The sequence below is a fragment of the Paenibacillus sp. FSL P2-0089 genome (genome assembly GCF_038595095.1).
Lineage (GTDB): Bacteria > Bacillota > Bacilli > Paenibacillales > Paenibacillaceae > Paenibacillus_AQ > Paenibacillus_AQ silagei.
This window is the reverse complement of record NZ_CP152006.1, coordinates 7,678,120-7,698,585: the sequence shown is the minus strand read 5'-3', so window position 1 is coordinate 7,698,585 and position 20,466 is coordinate 7,678,120. Positions and strand designations below refer to the sequence as shown.

Here is a 20,466-nt window from a genome sequence, read left to right as displayed (position 1 = left end):
GTTCACTCCATTTATTATTTTAACTATGACAAGAGCTGTCACTATTATAGTCTACACTATAACCATAGCCGGTTAGTACAGGCAAATATACCTTCCAAGGAGCGAACAAGACATGAAACTGCAAATGAACCCTTATATTCTGGTGGACGGATCTGCTGGGGAGGCGATAGCCTTTTTTCAGGAAGCGCTTGGTGCTGTGGTGCTGTTCAAGCAAACGATGGGCGAAGGTCCGCAGAACTCGGACGCCCCGATGACGGAGCAGGAGAAGGCGCAGATTGCCCATGCGGTGCTGCTGGCGGGAGAGACGAAGTTTTTTGTGGCGGATTATGAGCCGGGTATGCCGCGCAGCCGGGGCAACAACATCAACATCTGTCTCACGGTGGAGACCGAGGCGGAAGCACAGCAGCTATTTAACTCACTGAAGGCAGGCGGAACTGTCGATATCGAGCTGGCCCCAGCCTACTACAGTCCCGCTTACGGCATGGTGACCGATAAGTTCGGCGTATGTTTCCAGATTTTTATGGATAATAGGAAGTAGGAATGGGGTGGAGAGTGGGAGCGACTTGGCGGGGAAGGAGGAGCTGGCCTTTGCGGCAAGCAGATGGAGGAATCCACCTGTTTCCCCCTCCTTTGGCTGATCATAGGGCACGGCTGCGATTGTGTTCGGTTCGCTTACATTTGGTCCATGTACCATCCCAGCTCGAATTGTATTCGATTTTCCGCATACATTCGGCCTTTGACCAGTGGAACCAAGCACCTACTCCTGCTCCTCCCGGCGATCCTTCAGCTACGTTCGGCACCACAACACTCTACATGTCACCTAAAAAGCCCTGTCTCCCGAAATAACCGGCGGACAGGGCTTTGTTCTAATATAACGCCCGCCACAAGTAAAAGGTGGCGTAGGCTTCCCAGCCTTGCCACGGCCGGGCCAGCTCCAGCAGCTCCGCTGGCGTAGGCTTGCGGTCCATGCCGGTCAGATGCTTGATCACGTTCTGCAGGCCGACATCGCCGACCGGATAAGAGGACGCATCGCGCAGGCAGCGCATACGGACATATTGCGAGGTCCACGGGCCGATCCCGCGGATCTGCAACAGCCGCTGCTCGGCAGCAGCCGGGGACGGTAGCGCCAGCAGCTCCTCCCGGCTTAGCTCCCCGCTTGTAATCAACGAGGCTACGGTGAGCACTGTCTGTGCTTTGCTGCGGGTTAGCTGCAAGGCGCATAATTCCTCTACCTGCACCCCTGTGAACACCTCAGGTCCAGGGAAACGGTAGTAGGTCTGCCCTTCCCATTCCAGCGCTTCCCCGTATTCAGCGGTCAGCCGCTGCTTCAGCCTGTAGGCAAAAGCCAGATTCACCTGCTGGCCCAGAATCGCCCAGCATAGCGCCTCAAACAGATCCGGGATGCCGATGATCCGCAGTCCCCGGTGCTGGCTGGCCAGCGGCCCGAGCAGCGGGTCCGCTGCCGCCAGCCTGTAGAACGGGGCAAGGTCACGGTCCAGATCAAACCATTCCACAATGTAGCGGGCCAGCTGCTCCTGCTCCAGCGCACCGGGAACCGCTCCATGCAGCCGGGTTACACTCAGCCTGTGATCCTCAGACACACTGATCCGTATTAGGATTGGGCCACCCTCCAGCCTGAACATCCGGCTGACACCTGCTTCATCCGTGCGGAACAGGCATTCCAGCGGCGAGCGGTTCATGTACTCCAGACAAGCCCTCAGGTCGAAATCCTCCGGCAGCGGCAGCTCAAAAAGCAAATCGTTCATGACCCGCCGCCTTCACATTCAGAATCCCTTCCAACTGGAGCAGCTCCTGCTTCATCTGGAGTCCGCCCCGGAAGCCGGTTAAGGTACCGTTCGCTCCGATAACCCGGTGGCAAGGCACAATGACAGGCACCGGATTCTGCCCGTTAGCTGCACCGACAGCACGAACCGCCAGCGGTCTGCCAATCCGCTCAGCCAATTGCTTGTAGCTGGCCGTCTCCCCATGCGGGATGGTAAGCAGCCCCCGCCATACCTCCTGCTGAAACGGGGTGCCCCACAGATCCAGCTCCACTCCTCTGAAATCCACCGGCTCTCCGGCAAAATACCGCTCCAGCAGCGTGATCACCCCAAGCTGTTCAAATCTCCCGGCATCCTCCAGGAGCTCATATGCAGGCGCATACGTTTTCAACCACGAGGCCGGTAATTGCCCCTCGTCCTGCGGAAAGGATACGCGGATCAGGCCTTTATCACTGGCCCACAGGGTCCACTCCCCTTTCCCGAGGTTCAGGGTATGATGATAAATCGTTATAGTATCTGTACTCCGGCTGTTATTCCGGCTTGGCTTCATGCGAATCTCCTCCTTCTTGATGCTCGCTACGGTACTCTGTAGGGGACAGCCCCGTCTTCTTCACGAACCAGGCGGCAAAATGAGAGGGCGTACGGAACCCCACAGCCCGGCAGATTTCACCCATCTCCGCCGCTGTCTCCGTCAGCAGCCTGCGGGCTTCTTCCATACGCAGCATGTCCAACCTGGCAGCAGGTGACTGGCCGGTTACCCGCTTATAGGTGCGCTGCAGGTGGAACGGGCTGACCTTCAGCTCTTCAGCCATCGACTTCAGAGTCAGCTTGCTGCCGAACCTTCCGTCCATTATGGCATCTGCCTGCGCTGCCAGGACTGCGTCCGGACGGAGGGTGCCGCCTTCCTCGGGACGGCATCTTTTGCAGGGACGGAAGCCTGCCGAAACAGCCTCCTGCAAGGAGCCATAGAATACAACATTTGCTGCCTTCGGCGTTCTCGCCCGGCAGGACGGACGGCAGACAATATGGGTCGTCAGCACCGCCGTATAGTAGATCCCGTCATAGGTCGGCTCGCGCCGCACCACCGTTTCATAGATACGCTCGAACATTTGCGGGTCCATCCCCATCACCTCTTACCGCCAGTATAAACGATTCGTTTTGACATATGCAGCCTATTGCAATAGGAGAGCAAGATTACGACAGTGAAGCAGAGGGTTTTTCTCGCCAAGCAGAGGGGGAAAAACAGTAGCTATTAATGTTAGTATTGACTACTTGGATTAAAACATAGAATAGAATATATGATAAAAAGTCCGGACAACTCAGAGCATTCCCGGTCAGGCCCCGCCCTGCCCGCTTCTCTACAATGAATTATGAAAGGAAGGTGAGGGAATGGAGACGATACGGCTGCTCCAACAGGCGATTGATTACGTAGAGCAAAATCTGCATAACGCCATCGGCGTCGAGGATATTGCCGGAGTGGCGATGACCTCGAAGTACCATTTTCAGCGGATGTTCCATGCCTTGACAGGGTTCACTGTTACCGAATATGTACGTAACCGGAGGCTTACACTGGCGGCGGAAGAACTGGCAGGGACGGACGGCAAGGTGATCGACATTGCGCTGAAGTACGGGTACGAGACGCCTGAGGCCTTCGCCCGAGCGTTTCAGCGGGTGCATGGGGTGACCCCCAATATGGCGAAGAAAAAGAACGTGAAGCTCAAATCGTTCCCCCGCCTCTCTTTTCAAATTCAGATCAAAGGGGAAGGCGAAATGAATTACAGAATAGTTGAAGAGAAGGGCTATGGCGTCATGGGTAAGGAGGTTGTTATCCACCAGGATGCTTATAGTGAAATCCCTGCATTCGTAGAGAAAATCTGGAACGATGGGACGCATGACCTTATTAACGAATGTGCCGGAAGGCCTTCCGGTTCGCTGCTGTTCGGTTATTACTATGACTTCCGTGAGGATGGGACGAAACGCTATCTGATGGGAACCGAGCTGCCGGAAGGTCAGAAGGTATCAGAAGAGCTGGTTAACCTGACTATACCCGGCCAGACGTATGCTGTATTCGATTGCCTGGATAAAGTGCCAAATGACCCGGAGCTGGGGTCAGACATTAAGAACGTCTGGCGGCGGATCTATGCGGAATGGTTCCCATCGTCAGGCTTTGAGCAAGTAGAAGGTCCGTGCATTGAGAAATACTTCTGGACGAATGATGAGCACGATGAATGTATTTGCGAGGTATGGATTCCTGTGGTAAAGAAATAAAATACAGCATTTCTGATAAGCCCTCTACCAGCCATAAAGGCATCTGGAGGGCTTTTTTGAGGGCCAGGGTAACGGATTGTTAACCTCTCAATACTCACGTTATAATCAATATATACAAATTACTGGAAGGGAACGATTGGTCTATGTTTTCATTAAAAAGGTGGCTTCCTGCCTGTTGCATTATGCTGTTCATGCTTATGCTTCCCAACGTTATTCTGGCAGCCCCTGCTTCCAGCCCCGCCCGGCCAACCACAAGACCTATACAAGTCAACATCTATGGTGCTTTTATCTCTGCTGATAGCAGTCCTTTTATACAGTCTGGCCGAACGATGATTCCCATCCGCACGCTTGCTTCCCTGGGGCTCCAATATTCATGGGACGCTACCCGCCATACGGTAACGATTACGAATTCCTCCAACGACCACTTTGAAATGACTCAGGGGCAATCGATTGCTTATAAGAATGGCGAGCCTGTACAGATGGATAGTGAAGCCAATAATTACAACGGACGAATCATGGTTCCCGCAAAGTTTGTCAGTGAGGCATTTGGATACAGTGTGTACTATGAAAAGATAAGGGAGGTCATCTTCATTCAATCCCGGAATTTCACTCCTGATACCCAGGCCATCCATTCAGCAGATCTTAAGCAGGCGCGCCTGGCGGCCATTTCGTTGCCGGTGCGCTACGCTTTTAAACCCGGTACAAGTGTACAAAGTGATCAATCCCATTACTACTCGTATGCCTTTGCCTCAAAGGACGCCACCCGTTATGCCTACAGCAATGGAGAAATAACCACTGTAGTTGAGATTACAGGCACAACGGCCACAGCCATATGGCAGGCTTCGGAGGCAGATATCCCCGGTTATCCTGCTACTACATTCGGCGGTGTGCAGCCAGCGTATATTTCCGATCTGTTCCAGGATTCTTTTAGCTACAACAAAGGTGTATATAGTGGTTATCACAGGCTTAGCGACGGTACTGTAACAACCTTTAAGTTACCCGGCCTCTCTTACACTGATCTGATCCTGGCCATCCCGGAGTAAGGAACCTATATGCCGAAGTTAGCGCCCGGGAAAAGGGTGTACCGGTCCAGATATTTTGCAGTGTCCGGTACCCTTTTCACGGACTTGATTTTCCCCTGCCCAAAAACAAAATTCCACCGCTCCACCTTCACCTTGTACTCATCCTCCGCAGTTACTCTCTGGACAATCCGCACCGTTAAGCTGCTGTCTGTACTTGCAACAGCCTTCATATCAATAATCGTTCCCATATTATACGTTCCCAACGGGAAGCTTTCGTTATAGATGTCGGTCTTAAAATCCGGCGTAACTACATCGAGCACCCCCTGATGATCCCGTTCATCATACGCCATAATCCATCTGTATGCCAGGTTCCGGTTCGCTACATAAGTCACGCTGCCGCGCTCCACTCCGAAATTCGGATCAGAATCCACATACACGGTTTTACTTGTATTATCCCACTGAATACTGGCGTCAAACCCTTCTGAAACGGCCCGTATCGGGATATATACTGTACCATTAATAATCTTAGGCTGCGTCTGAGTTTTCACTTGATTACCATTTACGATTATTTTGGGAGCGACTGTAGCGGCAAAGGCTCCTGCACTAAACACTAGGGTCAAGGCTAATCCTGATATGCCTATTTTCAAAAGTTTGTTCATTCTTGATCTCTCCCTGGATGATAGATTTCTATCTTAGACGCCACTCAAGCATATTTGTTTCTATAAAATCAAGATTATGTATTTATTCGTTTGATTGCTTGAACTAAGAACAAAATCACCCTAACGGGTCCACTCACCAACCGCTTGTATGGATTTCATTGTTGCACTTCTTGCAGGATTCTTCTGAAAATGTTACTGGCTGCGCTACATTGTTGCATCATTTGCAGGAATTCCGGTGTTTCAAGCAAGTTAGCGCTGGCTTTGTTGCATTTCATGCAGGATTTCAGCATCTGGCGCTTCTATGGGGCAGTATTGTTGCACTTCTTGCAGGATTTCTCCATCTACTCTTCCTTCATTCAGATGATTAAAAAAAGCCCCCGGAGCAGCCCTAACGCTGTCCGGAGGTTCTAATTAACATAGAACTTAATCGCTCTTAACATGAATTAATTACGTTGTTATCCGCTGTTTAGCCCGCTGCCTTCTGAACTTTAGCAGCTACAGGTCCCTCTGCTGCCGGGGGATTCTTCTTCTTCATGTAGTCGGAATAGTAAGCTGTGATGACCGGGACGAGAATGGATGTAACGATCACGGATGCGGCTACCAGCGCTGTAGCGGACTGGGCGGCCGGCAGGAATTCGGGCTTCATGTTCGCTACCAGCATAGGGTTGGCGACCGCAGCACCTGCGGTACTGGAAGCGGCCAGTCCGGCAGTTCCGTTGCCGCGGCCAATGAACTTGTCAGCCAGAATCAGCGGGATACCGGTAATAATGATAACGACAATACCAAGCAGAATACCGAGCAGGCCAGTGTCAACGATAACGCCAAGGTCGATCGAGCTGCCCAGAGCGAAGCCGAAGAAGGGAATGAGCGTCTGAGTAGCTCGGCCGAAGTAGGCGCGCAGATCATGATCCAGGTTCCCCAGGATGAACCCGACGAGGAACGGCAGGACAGCGCCAACGAAGAGATGCGGTTCAAATACAGCCACACCGGTGCTGCCCAGAATGAGCATGGTTACGAGCGGCCCGGATTCGAGTGACATCAGCACGAAGGCACCGGATTCTTCCTTGGTCCCATACTGCTGCATAATGGAAGCGTATAGCCCGCCGTTGGTCATATCCATAGCGGAGATGATGGCGAGGACCGACAGTCCGGCGAAGAAGCCGGTTTGCACCCCGCCCTCGGGCAGGAACTGGATAGCGATCAGGGCAACAACCCAGGCCACGGCAATCTTGGTCAATACCAGCGTACCGGATTTGCGCAATACGGTTCCGGTAGCTCTGACATCGATCGCGGCTCCCATACAGAAGAACCACACGGCCAGAATCGGCACGGTGCCCGTCATCAGGCCTTTGGTGAACCCTCCAAAATATTCGCCCGCATCAGGAAAAGCAGTGTGAATGATCGCTCCCAGAAACAGTGGAATGAGCATCATTCCGCCGGGAATCCGATCCAGTGTCTTTTTGATTTTCATATGATTACCCTACCCTTTCTTACTCGTGATGAGTGTGTATGTTCTACTTGCGGCTTAGTCCAAGCTCGGGAATCATAGCGGCGAACAGATCATCGCTCTCCTTGAGCTGCTTCGCAAAAGCTTTGCCGTCCTTCACCAGCAGCCCCAGCCCGTTCGAATTCATATATTCGCGGAATTCCCTGTCTTCGGTCCCTTTGATAAATGCCCCGGCCAATACCTCCGCAATCGCATCCGGCGTATCCTTCGGTACAGCCAGTCCCCTCCATGTTCCTGTGAAGTTCACATGAATTCCGGTCTGCTCTTCCAGGGTCGGCACATCCGGCAGCGCCTCTGAGCGCTTGTCGGCATTGACTGCCAGAATCCGCAGCTTCCCTTCATCCACATACTTCTTCACCTCGGCGGGACTGACCGGTACCGCATCCACGAATCCGTCCATTAAGGCGGAGACGGCCGGCCCTGCACCTTCAAAGGGAATATGCGCGAACTTCACACCGGTCTCCCGTTCCAAGGTTACGGCGGCCAAGTGCCAAATGCTCCCCGTTCCTGCGTTTCCCATTTTGAGTTCCTCTGGATGCGCTTTCGCAAAGTCGAGAAATTCATTGACGTCCTGCCATGGCGCGTCCTGTCTTACGGTGATGGCGGAAGGATCAAAATTCGTCTGAGCGATCGGTTTGAATCTCTCATAGGTAATCGGCAATAATCCCAGATGCGGAAGAATGGTCAGCTCGGCCGGCAAAAAAGTCACGGTATAACCGTCTCCCTTGGCATTCGCGCCTTCCATCAGTCCTACGGAGCCACCGCCCCCGGTGCGGTTAACCACAATTACCGGCTGGCCCAGCACCTTCTCTGTCGCGGTGGCGAGTGCTCGCGCGGTGGCGTCCGTTCCCCCGCCAGCGGCATAGGGCACAAGCAGTGTGATTGGCCGTCCGGGATAATCTGTGCCGGCAGTCTCCTGGCCCGGGCCGCCTCCCCCGGGAATCCCGATTCTAAGCATCAACAGGACCAGAGCTGCTACAGCTGCTGTCCAGAGTCCTATTTGAGTCGATCGTTTCAAATCCATCCCTCTTCTCTAATATAGAAGTAATCGGGCAGCCTGCAGATGCTTGATGCCTAGCCTTGCGCCCGTGCCCTCACCCCCGTTTTATTTGAGTATCAGCAGCCTGCCATGGAGGATGTGAAAGTTTTCTCAAATAGAACTTTATCGCAACCGGGGGTATGCCTTCAATCGCATAATCTTATTCCGAATCCTCAGAAACGCCGGAATGGCGCGTTTTTGGCCGATCTGCATACTCCTTGGAAGATTTGCTGCTCTCCCTGAACTTGCCGGGTGTGGTCGATTTAATCTTGCGGAAGACCCGGATGAAGCTGTTCTCATTCTGATAACCCACCTGCTGGGCAATCTCGGCAATTCTCAGACTGCTGTCCTGCAGCAGCTCGCAGGCTCTATTGATTCTCAAGTTGGTCAGATAGTCATAGACGGTAGTTCCGGTCTCTTCCTTGAAGATGGTGCTCACCGAGGATACCCCCATGTTCACATGGGAGGCGATATCAGACAGCCCGATATTGAATTGCAGATTCTCCTTCATATACTCTATAAGATTCTGAACCAGCAGGAACTCCTTCGATTGCCGGTGCGCCCCAAAGGCGTCCGATAGCTGAACCGCTATGCTGCACAGCATCTGCTCAATCTCATTAAGCTCCATCGTTGTCACCTGATGCCAGGTGTAGTCAGCCAGCTCCGCAGGCACCGGGTATCCCCCGGCAGCCGCCATATGCAGAATCTCCTCCAGCAGGTCACTTAGCGAGCGGAATACTTTTTGCGGCTGAATTCCCCGCTTGCGGGTCTCGGCAATCCCTCTGCGTATCCAATCCTGTGCAGCGGCGGCATCGGATACTCTCAGGGCGTTCAGCATTTCCTGCTTCCATAGCTCATCTGCCGCCCCGCTGCTCTCTTCATATTTGTTCTCTGCGCGGGAATAGACCCGTACATGGGAATACCCTTCATATAACCGGTAGGAGAGCGCAGTCTGCGCCTCTAAGTAGGACTGGGCGATATGGGTAATTGAGCCTGCTTGTTCACCGATGCCAACGGACACCGGAATCTTCAGCACATCGAGCATGGCAGCCGCCAGCCGCCGGGCATCTGCATACAGCTCCCGCTCCTCTCCGCCTGCCGCCTGTAACAGGATGACGAGACTGTCCTGCTGCGGCGCAGCGACCACGGTCCGCCAGGAAGCTTCGCAGATTTCATAGGCCATGTTAATCATCGCGTATTTGAGCAGCATTTGATCCTCTTCCTTAAAGCCCGCGGACCACTCGGTATGCCGGTCTATGGATAAGACCAGCAGCTCGAACGGACCTTCCTTCCAGCCGGTAAAGTAGTGTTCAAACCGGGTCTGTGTCTCCTGTGTGCCGATACTCCGCGTGATCAGGTCCTGCAGGAATTTGGAGCGCAGCTCCGGGAGACTCCAGTCCGCCACCAGCGATTTACTGCGGAAATCACCGACCAGCTTGCCGATGACCGGCTCCAGATCGTACAGTCCGCCCTGCCCGGCTGCCTTCTGCTCAGGAAGCAGCAGCTTGTTAATCCGTTTGAGCGGCCGGAAGGCGGCAAAATTGTAATAATACATGGCAGCGAGACCTACGGCGATGGAGATCAGTGACAGCATCAGCATCATATTCCGCGCAATCTTCACATTTTTGAGCAGCTGCTCCATGGGTACGAGCGAGAGCAGGCGCCAGCCGGTCACATTGGAGAAGGTCTGATTCGCCATGTAGGCCTGGCCTCCGATGGTGACATGGGCAAAGGGACTGACATCGATGTCCTCCAGCACCTTTCCCAGCTCCGCCTGCGGGAACGGAAGATTCAGCTTGGGGTAGATCAGCTCTCCTTCCAGGTTATAGACGAGCTGGTAGCTGGAGAGATGGGTGTACATTTTGGAGAACAGCGTATCGTAATCCAGATCAATCAGCACGGCACCGGCCACTTCGCCGTTCACCACCACCGGCCGGGCGAGCGATAACAGCTCAGTATCACCGGGGCGGGAACCGGGGCCGGTATACAGCCTTCTTTTGATCAAAAGCGGCTTCTCCTTCATTCCCCCGATCCAGGACTCCCACTCATGCTCAGGCGCCTCCCCCCAGGACGGAACATAGCCGTAGCGGCTGGAGAGCACAGACCGGTCCTTGAATTTGACCACGCTGATCGCGTGTACATCCGGCTCTGTCGCCAGCGCCTTAAGGTATTCCTGCGCCGTTGCGGCTCTGCCCCGGTTATCCGCCTCAGACGCATTGATATAGCTCAGTACAGCGGGATGGAAGGACAGATCCACTGCCTTGTTGTCGGATTCCCGGAAGGCCCGGTTCGTAACATCTACATTAATCTGCAGCAGTTCAATATTCGGTGTATTCAGCTCGGTGTCCAGTGCATTACGGTACTCTCTATAGGAGAATAGACCAATCATAGTAATCAGAAGGGATACCCCGGCTGTCAGCATCAGGATTAGACGGTTCTGTTTGTTGTGCAGCAGATATTTCATTTTAAATCGCAGCATTGCTTAAGCTTCATCCTTCCAGCGGTTGCTCATAGGTTTAGATTTCAGATTAGCATGTTCCCCTAATTTTTCAATATGGGGCATATCATACCTGCCAGGATTTCAGACTTTTGCGGGATACGCTATACAATAATGATATAATGGAACGATGGATTCACCCAATCTGCTACAGGAGAACGATAGCGATGCAGTCAAACTATATCATGGATGCTGCCGGGTGGGATAAGCTCATCTCGGAGGTTGCCCATTCTTTCGATGATCTGACCCTGAAACGGGGATTTCAATATTATAAGCAGCAGCGCGTGCAGGCCTTCAGAATGGTCACGCCGTACAGAATCATGGCGCTGGTCGAAGGGCGGGAGGATTATGCGGTCTCCATTGACCTGGACGATCTGCAGGAGAGCCATTGCGATTGCCCTGTATCCGGGATGTGCAAGCATATGGCGGCTGTGCTGATGCAATACGCCGAGGAACAGGAGCGGCCTGTGCATTCCATCGCGAACGCCAAGGCGCTGATTGACCAGCCCAAGCTTCATTCTGCTCCGGCATCCGCTGTTCCGGGACGGCGCGGGGAACAACTGAAGAAGCTGGCCGCCCTGATTCCTGAGGCTACGGTGCAGCAGTGGCGAGAATACATGGCGCTGCTGGTGGAGCCGCTTGCTCATACGGTGCGCAACCCGCAGTATGCCGACCGGGCGCTCGCCGCCATCACCGGGGGCCAGCCCAAGCTGCCTCCCGCTGCCGCCATGCTGTTCAAGCTCCATGCTCATCTCTGTGTGCTGGAGAGCCTGATCCGGCCTGGCGGCCAGCCGCTCTCGGCCAACCTCTCCTCCCTTGGTTATTCTGTGGGCTACTATACTTCTATTGCGATTTCCGAGCTGCAAAAGCATATTACAGACCTGATGCAGCGGGGGCTGCCGCTGGCAGAAGCCCCTGAGGAGTGGCCGAGAGTCTACGATACGATTGACTATCTGCGGAGCGAGATGCTGACGGAGGCCCGCGACCGCGCCAGAGAACAGCCTTATTTCTCTGCTTGTTACAGCCTGCTGTGGATCAACTGGATTACCCCGAATCTAAGCGGACCGGAGCTGTACACCAAAGAGCTGAAGGAGCTGCAACAAGCCGGAGAAGGGCTTAGCGCCGCTGCTCCCCGCCACGCCCTGCTGCTGGCCGAGAGCCGGATGTACGCTCTGCTTCATGAGGATGCTGCGGCTATAGAGAAGCTGCACACAGCGTCCGAACGGCCCGGGCTGCACCCGGAGGAGCTGATGAGCTTCCTGCCTCCGCTGGCCGAAGCCGGCCAGTGGAGACGCCTGGCCCTGTGGCTGGCCGCGCTCGGCCCGCTGCTGAACAGCCGAATGTACAATCTGCTGGATTATGCGGGCTACTGGGATGAGGCGGTGCGCCGCCTGCCCGAAGCGGAGCCGCAGATGTGGGATACGCTGTCCGGTATGCTGCCGCTGTCCCGCGAGATCTATGAAGCCCAGCTGCTTGCCTACGGCAAATGGCAGGAATGGATGGATATGCAGATCTCCTCCGGCCATCAGCCTTCCGACTTCCGGGTGAGCGACCTGCAGCCAATTGAGAAGAATGCGCCGGAGCTGCTCCTGCCGTTCTATCATCAGGCGGTGGAGCGCTTCGTGCTGGAGAAGAACCGGCACAGCTACAAAGCGGCCGTGAAGCTGCTGAAGCGGCTCGCCAAGCTGTATAAAAAACTGAAACGCGAAGCACGCTGGGAAGTGTTCCTGGACGGCTTCACAGATAGACACAGCCGCCTGCGCGCCCTACAGGAGGAGCTGCGGAAAGGAAAACTGATCCCATGAATATGAAGATGCGCAATATTACTGTCCAGCTCGCCCTTACCCAGTATGGCGATGCGCTGATCTACGGTGTGGATGACCGGGATGATTATATGCCCGGTGTCCAGCTCAAGCAGAAGCTGTTCGCCTGGCATGAGGAATCCTTCTACGGTACGGAGCTCAGCACCTCAAAGGCCGATGATGTCGAGCTGGTGGTGCTGCCTGCCGAGCAGGTCCTGCCGTTCTTTGCGGACCTGCGGCTGCTCCGGCATGTCGGCTGGAGCTGGCAGGGCGATGCCCAGCTGCTGACCCGGCTGGCCCCGCTGCTGGCCGGAATGCTGGAGGCCCGTCAGTATGCCCCGAGCTTCGCAGCCTACCGTGAAGGCCAGCTCCGCTGGGCCTGGACGGAGCAAGTGCTGGCGGAAGCCGCCGAGGCAGACTGGGACGATGCGGCCGCGCTGCATCGTCTTCAGGAGCGCAGCGGATTCGCCGAAGGGCTGCAGGCCGCCTTCTCGGCGGCGGTCTTCCAGCGGCACTACAGCACCGAGGCGCAGGCCGGTGATCTGCGCAGTGAATTCCCGCTGCTGTTCAGCGCAGGCGGGAGAAGCGCAGCCGGTATGGACGAGGACAGCTGGCTGATGTCCATCGGCTGGAAGGCAGACACCGCGCCGTTCCGGCCGGTGCTGCAGCTGCTTGAGCCTGACGATGAGCTGCCGCACTGGCGGCTCCAGCTGCTCCTCCAGGACAAGCGCGACGAGTCCGCGCTTGTGCCGCTGCGGCTCACCGGGGACGGCGAGCCGCATGGAACTTGGCCCGCAGCGTGGACAGCGCATGTCCACGAGCGCGCGGGAGGGTGGCTGTCACGGCTGCGTGACAGCCTTCCGGAGCACATCGGGCGCGGCGCCGATGTGCTGGCAGAGCCGCTCGGCGACGAGGTCGCGTGGCGGTTCCTCACAGCCGACAGCCGTCTCCTGCTGGAGGCGGGCTGGCAGGTGCTGCTGCCAGCGTGGTGGGAAGCCGCCAGCCGCAGGAAGCCGCGCCTGCGCGCGAAGATCAGCTCCGGCACGGCTGAGGGCAGCCGCGGGCAGTCGCTGTTCGGCCTGGATGCGCTCGTCGATTTCGACTGGCGCATCTCCATCGGCGACGCCGACCTGACCGAGGCGGAGTTCGCCGACCTCGTAGCGCGCGGGGAACGCCTCGTCCAGTTCCGCGGCAAGTGGATTCCGCTGGACCCTGCGCTGCTGGCGCAGATTCAGCGGGCCATGGCCGGGATGGACAAGTCGCGCGGCTTGTCCTTCCAGGATGTATTGCAGCTGCACCTGCTGAACGAAGGTGCAGACGGCGATTCGGAGGAAGCGGAAGCGCAGCGTGCCGAGGAAGAAGCGGTTCGCGTCAGGCTGGAGGTCGAACTGAACGAGCACCTCTTGAAGCTGATCGGACAGCTCGGGCAGCGTAGCCAGTGGCCGAAGCCGGAGGTGCCGGCCGGTCTGCATGCCGAGCTTCGAAGCTACCAGCATGAGGGCTTCGCCTGGCTGGTCTTCCTCCGCCGCTTCGGGCTGGGCGCTTGCCTGGCCGATGACATGGGGCTTGGCAAGACGGTGCAGCTGATCTCCTACCTGCTCCATCTGAAGGAGCAGGAGGAGGAAGCCGCAGCTTCCGGCGCACCCGTGGCCCGGCGGCAGACCGAGCCGGCCGGCTGGCCTTCGCTGATTATCTGTCCGACCTCCGTGCTGGGCAACTGGCAGAAGGAGCTGCAGCGCTTTGCGCCTTCCCTGAATGTGATGCTTCATTACGGAAGCCGGCGGCTGGATGCCGGATATTTCTACGGCGCGGCTTCGCAGGCGGATGTTGTGCTTACCTCTTACGCTACCGCTGCACTGGACCAGGAGCTGCTGAAGCAGTTCACCTGGGCAACCGTATGCCTGGATGAAGCACAGAATATCAAAAACGCCGGAACGAAGCAGTCAGCCGCCGTGCGCAGCTTCCCGGCCTTGCACCGGATCGCCCTGACTGGTACGCCGATTGAGAACAGGCTGTCCGAGCTGTGGTCGATCTACGATTTCATCACACCGGGTTATCTCGGCAGCCCGAAGGGGTTCCAGGACCGGTTCGCAAATGCCATTGAGAAGGAGCGCAATGCCGAGCGGACCGCTGATTTGCAGCGGCTGGTCAAGCCGTTCATGCTGCGCCGCAAGAAGAAGGACCCGGCGATCCAGCTTGATCTCCCGGATAAAAATGAGATGAAGACCTACATTAACCTGACGGCCGAGCAGGCCGCACTCTACGATCAGAACGTGAACAGCCTGCTTGAACGGATGCAGAAGCTGGAGGGCATCGAACGCAAGGGGGCCATTCTCGCCGCCTTGACCAGCCTGAAGCAGCTCTGTGACCATCCGATGCTGCTTACCAAGGAGGCACTGCCTGAGCCGGAAGACGGCAGCGCTCTGGACACCACCTCCTTGATCGAACGCTCCGCCAAGCTGGAACGGTTGCTCGCGATGGTGCGCGAGCTGCGCGAGGAGAACGAGCGCTGCCTGATCTTCACCCAGTATGTAGGCATGGGTAAAATGCTCCAGGCCGTACTTCAGCAGGAGCTTCAGGAACCGGTGCTGTACCTGAACGGCAGCACGCCGAAGAGCACGCGCGACCGCATGATTGAGCGGTTCCAGGCTCCCCCGCTGCCTGCGGGCGAAGCCGCTGCAGATGCAGCCGCCGGAGCGCAGACGTCCGATCAGCCGAATGTATTCATCCTCTCGCTCAAAGCGGGCGGGGTCGGCCTCAACCTGACGGCCGCCAACCATGTGTTCCATTTCGACCGCTGGTGGAATCCGGCGGTGGAGAACCAGGCCACAGACCGTGCTTACCGCATGGGCCAGACCCGGGATGTACAGGTGCATAAGTTCATCTCGCTCGGCACGCTGGAGGAGAAGATTGACGAGATGCTGGAGAGCAAGCAGCAGCTCAGCGACGACGTCATCTCCGGCTCCGAGGGCTGGATCACCGAGCTGTCCACAGACGCGCTGAAGGATCTGTTCACGCTGCGCCGGGAATGGGTGGGATAACCCGCCGCTGTGGATACCGCCTGTTCCGGCTATCTTTTATCTGCTACAGGTCTGGCATCAGTCTGTCATCGGTCTATTACCAGCCAGCCAGCGTGGCATTACTGGATCTTCACCCCTCGGCCTTCACCATTGCTCGGACATTCTGAAGGTAGCCGCCACATTGTCCTCACCGGCAAGCGAGCTGACCACCAGCGTGACCGGCACTTGCTGAAGATCGTAGGCGAGCCGCTGATTCAGCAGATTCACAGCCACATTCTGATAGGCTCCGGATATGCCGGAGCCGATGCCTTGAGTCAGCACCCGTCCGCCGGTGACTGTTGTACAGGTATAGTTCACCAGCAGCGCTGTTTCAGTGACTGGAATAGCCGTAGTCGGCGTAGGGTAATTCACAAAAGTTCCATTCACGGTCCCCCCGGCTATCACCTTATAGCGGATAGGGGTAGAGGCCAGAATCTCCAGCCCGTCTGGAACGATCTCGGCGGCCACTGCTTCAGGAACGGCGATCGTGGTGCTTCTGCGGAAGCTAATGGCTGCAGTGTCGCTGCTCGTTACGGGGATATTGTTACGAAACTCTGAGGTAATCCGGCTAAGCGCCATGGGCTGCAGGGTAACGGGACTCCAGAGCCCGCTGCTGTCCACAAGGAAGATCCGCACCCGTACCTGCTCCTGGGAGTAGGAGATATTGAATTGGAAAAAATTCTGCGTAATATTATACGTTTTGGTCACAACCTCCCGATAGTTCGACTCGAACAACTCCTGCGCGAACAGCGTTGAGGGACTTACATCATTGTTGTAACCATTCAAATAGACCGATCCCTGGGCAATCCCATTGTTTACTACCTTCACTACTGCCTGACTGATGAGTCCTGCTCCCGGGGTAGGGTTCTTTGTTAACATATTGGTTGTCAGTATAGGCATAGTTATCACCCTCCGTTAGAGCTGTATTCAATAGGATATGCAGATATAATTGGAAGTTTCTGGTCGATTGACAGACCATGGCAGTTGTCAATTCACAGACACTGTGCTAAAATCAATGTAACTTTTTTAGAACGGAGGGTTGCGTGTGATAGACTATATCCGGATTCGCACTTTGCGCGGCTAATTATTTTCCCATAGCGCGAAAGCTCTGCCTTGTGCAGAGGACTCAGGATAAGTCTGTCCATAACACGTAACCCATAGCATACACCTGTTAATCCGCAACCCGTACACTGATTCCCGGAACCGGTACCCTGTGCCCAATAAGGCCTGTATCCGCTCCGCCAGATTCTGTGTTTACCGGGAGGATTAGCTCTATATCTTTTTAAGTTGCCGGGGCCCTTGCCGCTTGAACCTTCATGGTGTCTATGGCAAGCATGGCCGTATAGCTGCTCCCGCGCAGCGGGCTATACCAGACTTTATTCTGTTGTTCCTCCAACTACTGTTAGCACAGGCAGACTGCCTGTGCTTTTTTGATGCTCAAATTACACTATGGAGGTTGATCTATATATGGAACCCATACTACAGAAAGCCGTTATCGTCGGCATGCAACTGCAGAACGACACGAACTTCGCTTATTCGATGGAGGAGCTGCGCAATCTGGCAGCCGCCTGCGAGATTGAGGTCGTGGCTGAGCTTAGCCAGAAATCCAGCCGGGTGAACCCCTCGCATTACATCGGAACCGGCAAAATCCAGGAGCTTGCGCTGCTGATGGAGCAGCATGAAGCACCGATCGTTATTTTCAACGATGAGCTGTCCCCCTCCCAGATCCGCAATCTGGAGTCCGCCCTGGACCGCCAGGTTATTGACCGGACCATTCTGATTCTGAATATCTTCGCCTCACGGGCGAAGACCAAGGAGGCTCAGCTGCAGGTAGAGGTCGCACAGCTGCAATATATGCTTCCCCGCCTGAGCGGCCTGCGCGAATCTCTCGGCAGACAGGGCGGCGGGGCCGGCTTGAAGAACCGGGGAGCTGGGGAAACGAAGCTGGAGCTGGACCGCAGACGGATTGAAGAGCGGATCTCGGCGCTTCAGTTAGAGCTGCAGACGCAGGTCGCAAGGCGTCAGATCCAGCGTAAGCAGCGGCATAAGAATGAGGTGCCTGTGGTCTGTCTGGTCGGCTACACCAACACCGGCAAGTCCAGCTTAATGAACACCCTGGTGGAGACCTATCATCCCGGTTCGGGCAAAGGCGTGCTCGCCAAGGATATGCTGTTCGCGACGCTTGAGACCTCAGTGCGCAGCATTGTGCTGCCCGATCACAAGACCTTCCTGTTAACCGACACCGTAGGCTTCGTCAGCCAGCTGCCTCATCATCTGGTGAAGGCGTTCCGCTCGACCCTGGAGGAGGTAACGGAAGCCGATCTGCTGATTCATGTCGTCGATATTGCCGATCCGCAGCATGAGCAGCATATGGCGGTAACGAATGAGACCTTGAAGGCGCTGGGCGCTGACGGAATCCCTACCCTGTACGCCTACAACAAGGCTGATCTGAGGGAGGACCCTTACCCGGAGGTGGAGGAGAACTCTGTAACCCTGTCTGCTAAGAAAAACCGCGGGATCGCCGAGCTGGTCACTCTGATCCGCAGCCGTATCTTCACCGACTATGTACAGTGTGAGATCCTGGTCCCCTTCGACCGGGGCAGCATTGTCTCCTACTTCAACGAACATGCCGATGTGCAGTCCGTCAGCTACGAAGAGCAGGGCACACGCCTTAAGCTGGAATGCCGGGCCGCCGATTACGAACGGTTTAGAGATGATTTTGTAGAGCTGCCACAATAAAATCGCTGAATGTCACAGGAGCTGGTCCCCGCATTACGGGGCCAGCTCCTTGTGCTATGTTCCTGAGCGGGGACCTGAATACGATACAACCAAACCGCTGGGCATACCAGTGGTTTTTTGTCGTTTATAGCAACATACAGGGGATTGATATATTTTAGCGGGCAACACCGTCTTTATATTGAGCAGATAAGAAACCAAAATGAACATTAGTCAAAAGGAGATTGAACATGAGATTATTCGAAATGTTGCTTTTTTTCTCGGATATTATTGTGCTTGTATTAACACTCTTGCTGCATAAGGACCGCCGGATCATACCCTTACTCATCGCAAGCGGGACCGCTACACTTATTATGTTCATTCATTGGGCGGCAGAAGGCTACCGGATTCAGCTATTGCTGCTGTACGGCGTAACGATGATGTTGTTGGCTGTTTCAATGTATCATTATGTTAAAAAGAACGCTCTGCCCCGAATCCCGCGCTTCCTCCGGGGCTTAGCGTATACGGCGATAGTGATGATGCTTGTTGCAACGGCGGGACTTATGTATGTTTTCCCTGTATTCAAGCTGCCTGCACCGGCAGGTGCGTTCAAGGTCGGCACACAAGCTTTTCATTTTGTAGATACAGCCCAGAAAGAGAGCTTCGACAGCACTGGAGGGCGGAGCAGGGAATTGATGGTACAGGTGTGGTATCCGGCTGAAACCAGTACCGGCGGTGCGTATGCTCCTTGGATTTCAAGTCCGGGCATCTTAAGCTATATGGCTGAGCAATACGGTCTTCCGGGGTTTACTTTTCAATATCTGAAGTTTGTGGCCAGTCACGCTTATCCGGGGGCAGAGATCGCTTCGGCAAGTAACCAGCATCCGTTAATTATTGTGAATCCGGGCAATGGCTCTTCCCGGTTCCTTCATACGACTCAGGCTGAAGAGCTTGCGAGTCATGGATATATTGTAGCTGCGATAGACCACACGTATAATACATTTGCTACTGAATTCCCGGATGGACGGGTCGTGGCCAATACTACCGATCAGCTATTTTCATCCCAGAATGATTACATGACCGAAAGCCAAACCCGCGATATGCTGGGCAAAGTTCTCACTGAGGATGTGTCATTTGTATTAGATCAGTTCGAGCTTCTCCAATCCGGGCAGACCGCAAGCCGTTTCAAAGGGAAAATGGATCTGGCCCATGTAGGCATATTCGGCCATTCGATCGGCGGGGCTACCGCCTATGATGCTTCGTATGATCCGCGCATTACGGCTGGAATAGATCTGGATGGAGGACTGTATCGGCTGCAAGACCGGGGCCGCCTGCACAAACCATTTATGTTCATGAATTCGGAAAGCAATTCCAAGTCGTTCCAGAGGGTGATGCAGAATAAGGTCTATACCGATGCAGAGCTTAAAGAGATGGGTTCGACTAGGGAATGGGAGAATCAAACGGCCCAAGCCAAGAAGTTAGAGCTTCAACGGATGCGGGAAGCCATAGAAGCAGGAGGGCAAGTGCTCTACATTGACAATACAGAGCATTTGAACTTTACGAATGCACAGTTTATTTCTCCGATCTTTCAGATACTTGGTGCTATCGGACAACTTGCGCCCGAAAGAGCCGATGCCATCACGAATGCATATATACTGGACTTTTTTAATAAATATTTGAAAAAGGAAGGCGGTAAGTTGTTAAACGAGCCGGACCCCCGTTTTCCTGAGGTGAAGTTCGCAGACCTATGACAGAGCGGTGACCGTACAGGCTGTAGAGATGCCGGAGCGGAAATCAGCAGTACCATCGCTTTGTCCGTTATCCGCTCCGCATCTGCAAGGAATTATTGTTTATTGCTCTCATTTTCATAATGGACTGCCCACCCTGCGCATTGTGGTCGGTTTTTCGATTACATTGGGCCTACGTGGCGCGCCCGGTCCAAATTGTGGTCGGTTTTTCGATTACATTGGGCCTACGTGGCGCGCCCGGTCCAATTATGGTCGGTTTTTCGATTACATTGGGCCTACGTGGCGCGCCCGGTCCAATTGTGGTCGGTTTTTCGATTACATTCGGCCTACGTGGCGCGCCCGGTCCAATTGTGGTCGGTTTTTCGATTA

General features: G+C 55.1%; 15 protein-coding genes. 7 read left to right on the top strand and 8 right to left on the bottom strand.

Annotated elements, in window-relative coordinates; translation table 11 throughout:
* Nucleotides 1-112 precede the first annotated feature (112 nt).
* Nucleotides 113-538, top strand: coding sequence for a VOC family protein (locus tag NST69_RS32920; RefSeq protein ID WP_342548151.1), 426 nt, complete (start codon nucleotides 113-115; stop codon nucleotides 536-538).
* A gap of 328 nt (nucleotides 539-866) precedes the next feature.
* On the opposite strand, the gene NST69_RS32915 is transcribed toward NST69_RS32920, so the two are convergent.
* The 3 genes from NST69_RS32915 to NST69_RS32905 are packed head-to-tail and all read right to left on the bottom strand — an operon-like array spanning nucleotide 867 to nucleotide 2,902.
* A complete protein-coding gene (locus tag NST69_RS32915) occupies nucleotides 867-1,766 on the bottom strand; it encodes a DNA-3-methyladenine glycosylase (RefSeq protein WP_342548150.1) in 900 nt (299 codons plus the stop codon).
* The gene (locus NST69_RS32910) at nucleotides 1,747-2,331 is read right to left on the bottom strand and encodes a methylated-DNA--[protein]-cysteine S-methyltransferase (protein ID WP_342548149.1); all 585 of its coding nucleotides are present in this window, start codon (nucleotides 2,329-2,331) and stop codon (nucleotides 1,747-1,749) included. Before NST69_RS32910 ends, NST69_RS32915 begins: the two co-directional genes overlap by 20 nt.
* Nucleotides 2,312-2,902, bottom strand: a complete 591-nt coding sequence (locus NST69_RS32905; RefSeq protein WP_342548148.1) for an Ada metal-binding domain-containing protein — start codon at nucleotides 2,900-2,902, stop codon at nucleotides 2,312-2,314. The genes NST69_RS32910 and NST69_RS32905 overlap by 20 nt, the downstream gene beginning before the upstream one ends.
* Before the next feature lie 268 nt (nucleotides 2,903-3,170).
* On the opposite strand from NST69_RS32905, the gene NST69_RS32900 reads away from it, so the two are divergent.
* Together NST69_RS32900 and NST69_RS32895 are read left to right on the top strand one after the other, a co-directional pair.
* Nucleotides 3,171-4,049 carry an AraC family transcriptional regulator gene (locus NST69_RS32900; protein ID WP_342548147.1) on the top strand — a complete coding sequence of 293 codons (879 nt, stop codon included), beginning with the start codon at nucleotides 3,171-3,173 and terminating at the stop codon, nucleotides 4,047-4,049.
* 197 nt (nucleotides 4,050-4,246) lie between these two features.
* Entirely contained in the window at nucleotides 4,247-5,092 is an 846-nt protein-coding gene (locus NST69_RS32895; RefSeq protein WP_342548146.1) for a copper amine oxidase N-terminal domain-containing protein, read from the top strand.
* Nucleotides 5,093-5,097: 5 nt separating this feature from the next.
* Here NST69_RS32895 and NST69_RS32890 read toward each other — a convergent pair whose 3' ends face one another.
* The 4 genes from NST69_RS32890 to NST69_RS32875 form a co-directional block, all read right to left on the bottom strand.
* The gene (locus NST69_RS32890; RefSeq protein ID WP_342548145.1) at nucleotides 5,098-5,730 is read right to left on the bottom strand and encodes a copper amine oxidase N-terminal domain-containing protein; all 633 of its coding nucleotides are present in this window, start codon (nucleotides 5,728-5,730) and stop codon (nucleotides 5,098-5,100) included.
* Between the two features lie 466 nt (nucleotides 5,731-6,196).
* Nucleotides 6,197-7,201, bottom strand: a complete 1,005-nt coding sequence (gene kdgT, locus NST69_RS32885; RefSeq protein ID WP_342548144.1) for a 2-keto-3-deoxygluconate transporter — start codon at nucleotides 7,199-7,201, stop codon at nucleotides 6,197-6,199.
* Nucleotides 7,202-7,244: 43 nt separating this feature from the next.
* Nucleotides 7,245-8,195, bottom strand: coding sequence for a tripartite tricarboxylate transporter substrate binding protein (locus NST69_RS32880; RefSeq protein ID WP_342550247.1), 951 nt, complete (start codon nucleotides 8,193-8,195; stop codon nucleotides 7,245-7,247).
* A gap of 241 nt (nucleotides 8,196-8,436) precedes the next feature.
* Entirely contained in the window at nucleotides 8,437-10,755 is a 2,319-nt protein-coding gene (locus tag NST69_RS32875) for a helix-turn-helix domain-containing protein (RefSeq protein WP_342548143.1), read from the bottom strand.
* Between the two features lie 185 nt (nucleotides 10,756-10,940).
* Between NST69_RS32875 and NST69_RS32870 the strand changes: the two genes are divergently transcribed.
* Nucleotides 10,941-12,578, top strand: coding sequence for an SWIM zinc finger family protein (locus NST69_RS32870; RefSeq protein WP_342548142.1), 1,638 nt, complete (start codon nucleotides 10,941-10,943; stop codon nucleotides 12,576-12,578).
* Nucleotides 12,575-15,616, top strand: a complete 3,042-nt coding sequence (locus NST69_RS32865; RefSeq protein WP_342548141.1) for a DEAD/DEAH box helicase — start codon at nucleotides 12,575-12,577, stop codon at nucleotides 15,614-15,616. Before NST69_RS32870 ends, NST69_RS32865 begins: the two co-directional genes overlap by 4 nt.
* Before the next feature lie 123 nt (nucleotides 15,617-15,739).
* Here NST69_RS32865 and NST69_RS32860 read toward each other — a convergent pair whose 3' ends face one another.
* On the bottom strand, nucleotides 15,740-16,534 hold the full coding sequence (locus NST69_RS32860; RefSeq protein ID WP_342548140.1) for a hypothetical protein: 795 nt from the start codon (nucleotides 16,532-16,534) through the stop codon (nucleotides 15,740-15,742).
* A gap of 567 nt (nucleotides 16,535-17,101) precedes the next feature.
* Between NST69_RS32860 and hflX the strand changes: the two genes are divergently transcribed.
* Nucleotides 17,102-18,373, top strand: coding sequence for a GTPase HflX (gene hflX / locus NST69_RS32855; RefSeq protein WP_036723729.1), 1,272 nt, complete (start codon nucleotides 17,102-17,104; stop codon nucleotides 18,371-18,373).
* 227 nt (nucleotides 18,374-18,600) lie between these two features.
* Nucleotides 18,601-20,100: a dienelactone hydrolase gene (locus NST69_RS32850; protein ID WP_342548139.1), complete on the top strand. Its 1,500-nt coding sequence runs from the start codon at nucleotides 18,601-18,603 to the stop codon at nucleotides 20,098-20,100.
* Nucleotides 20,101-20,466 lie beyond the last annotated feature (366 nt).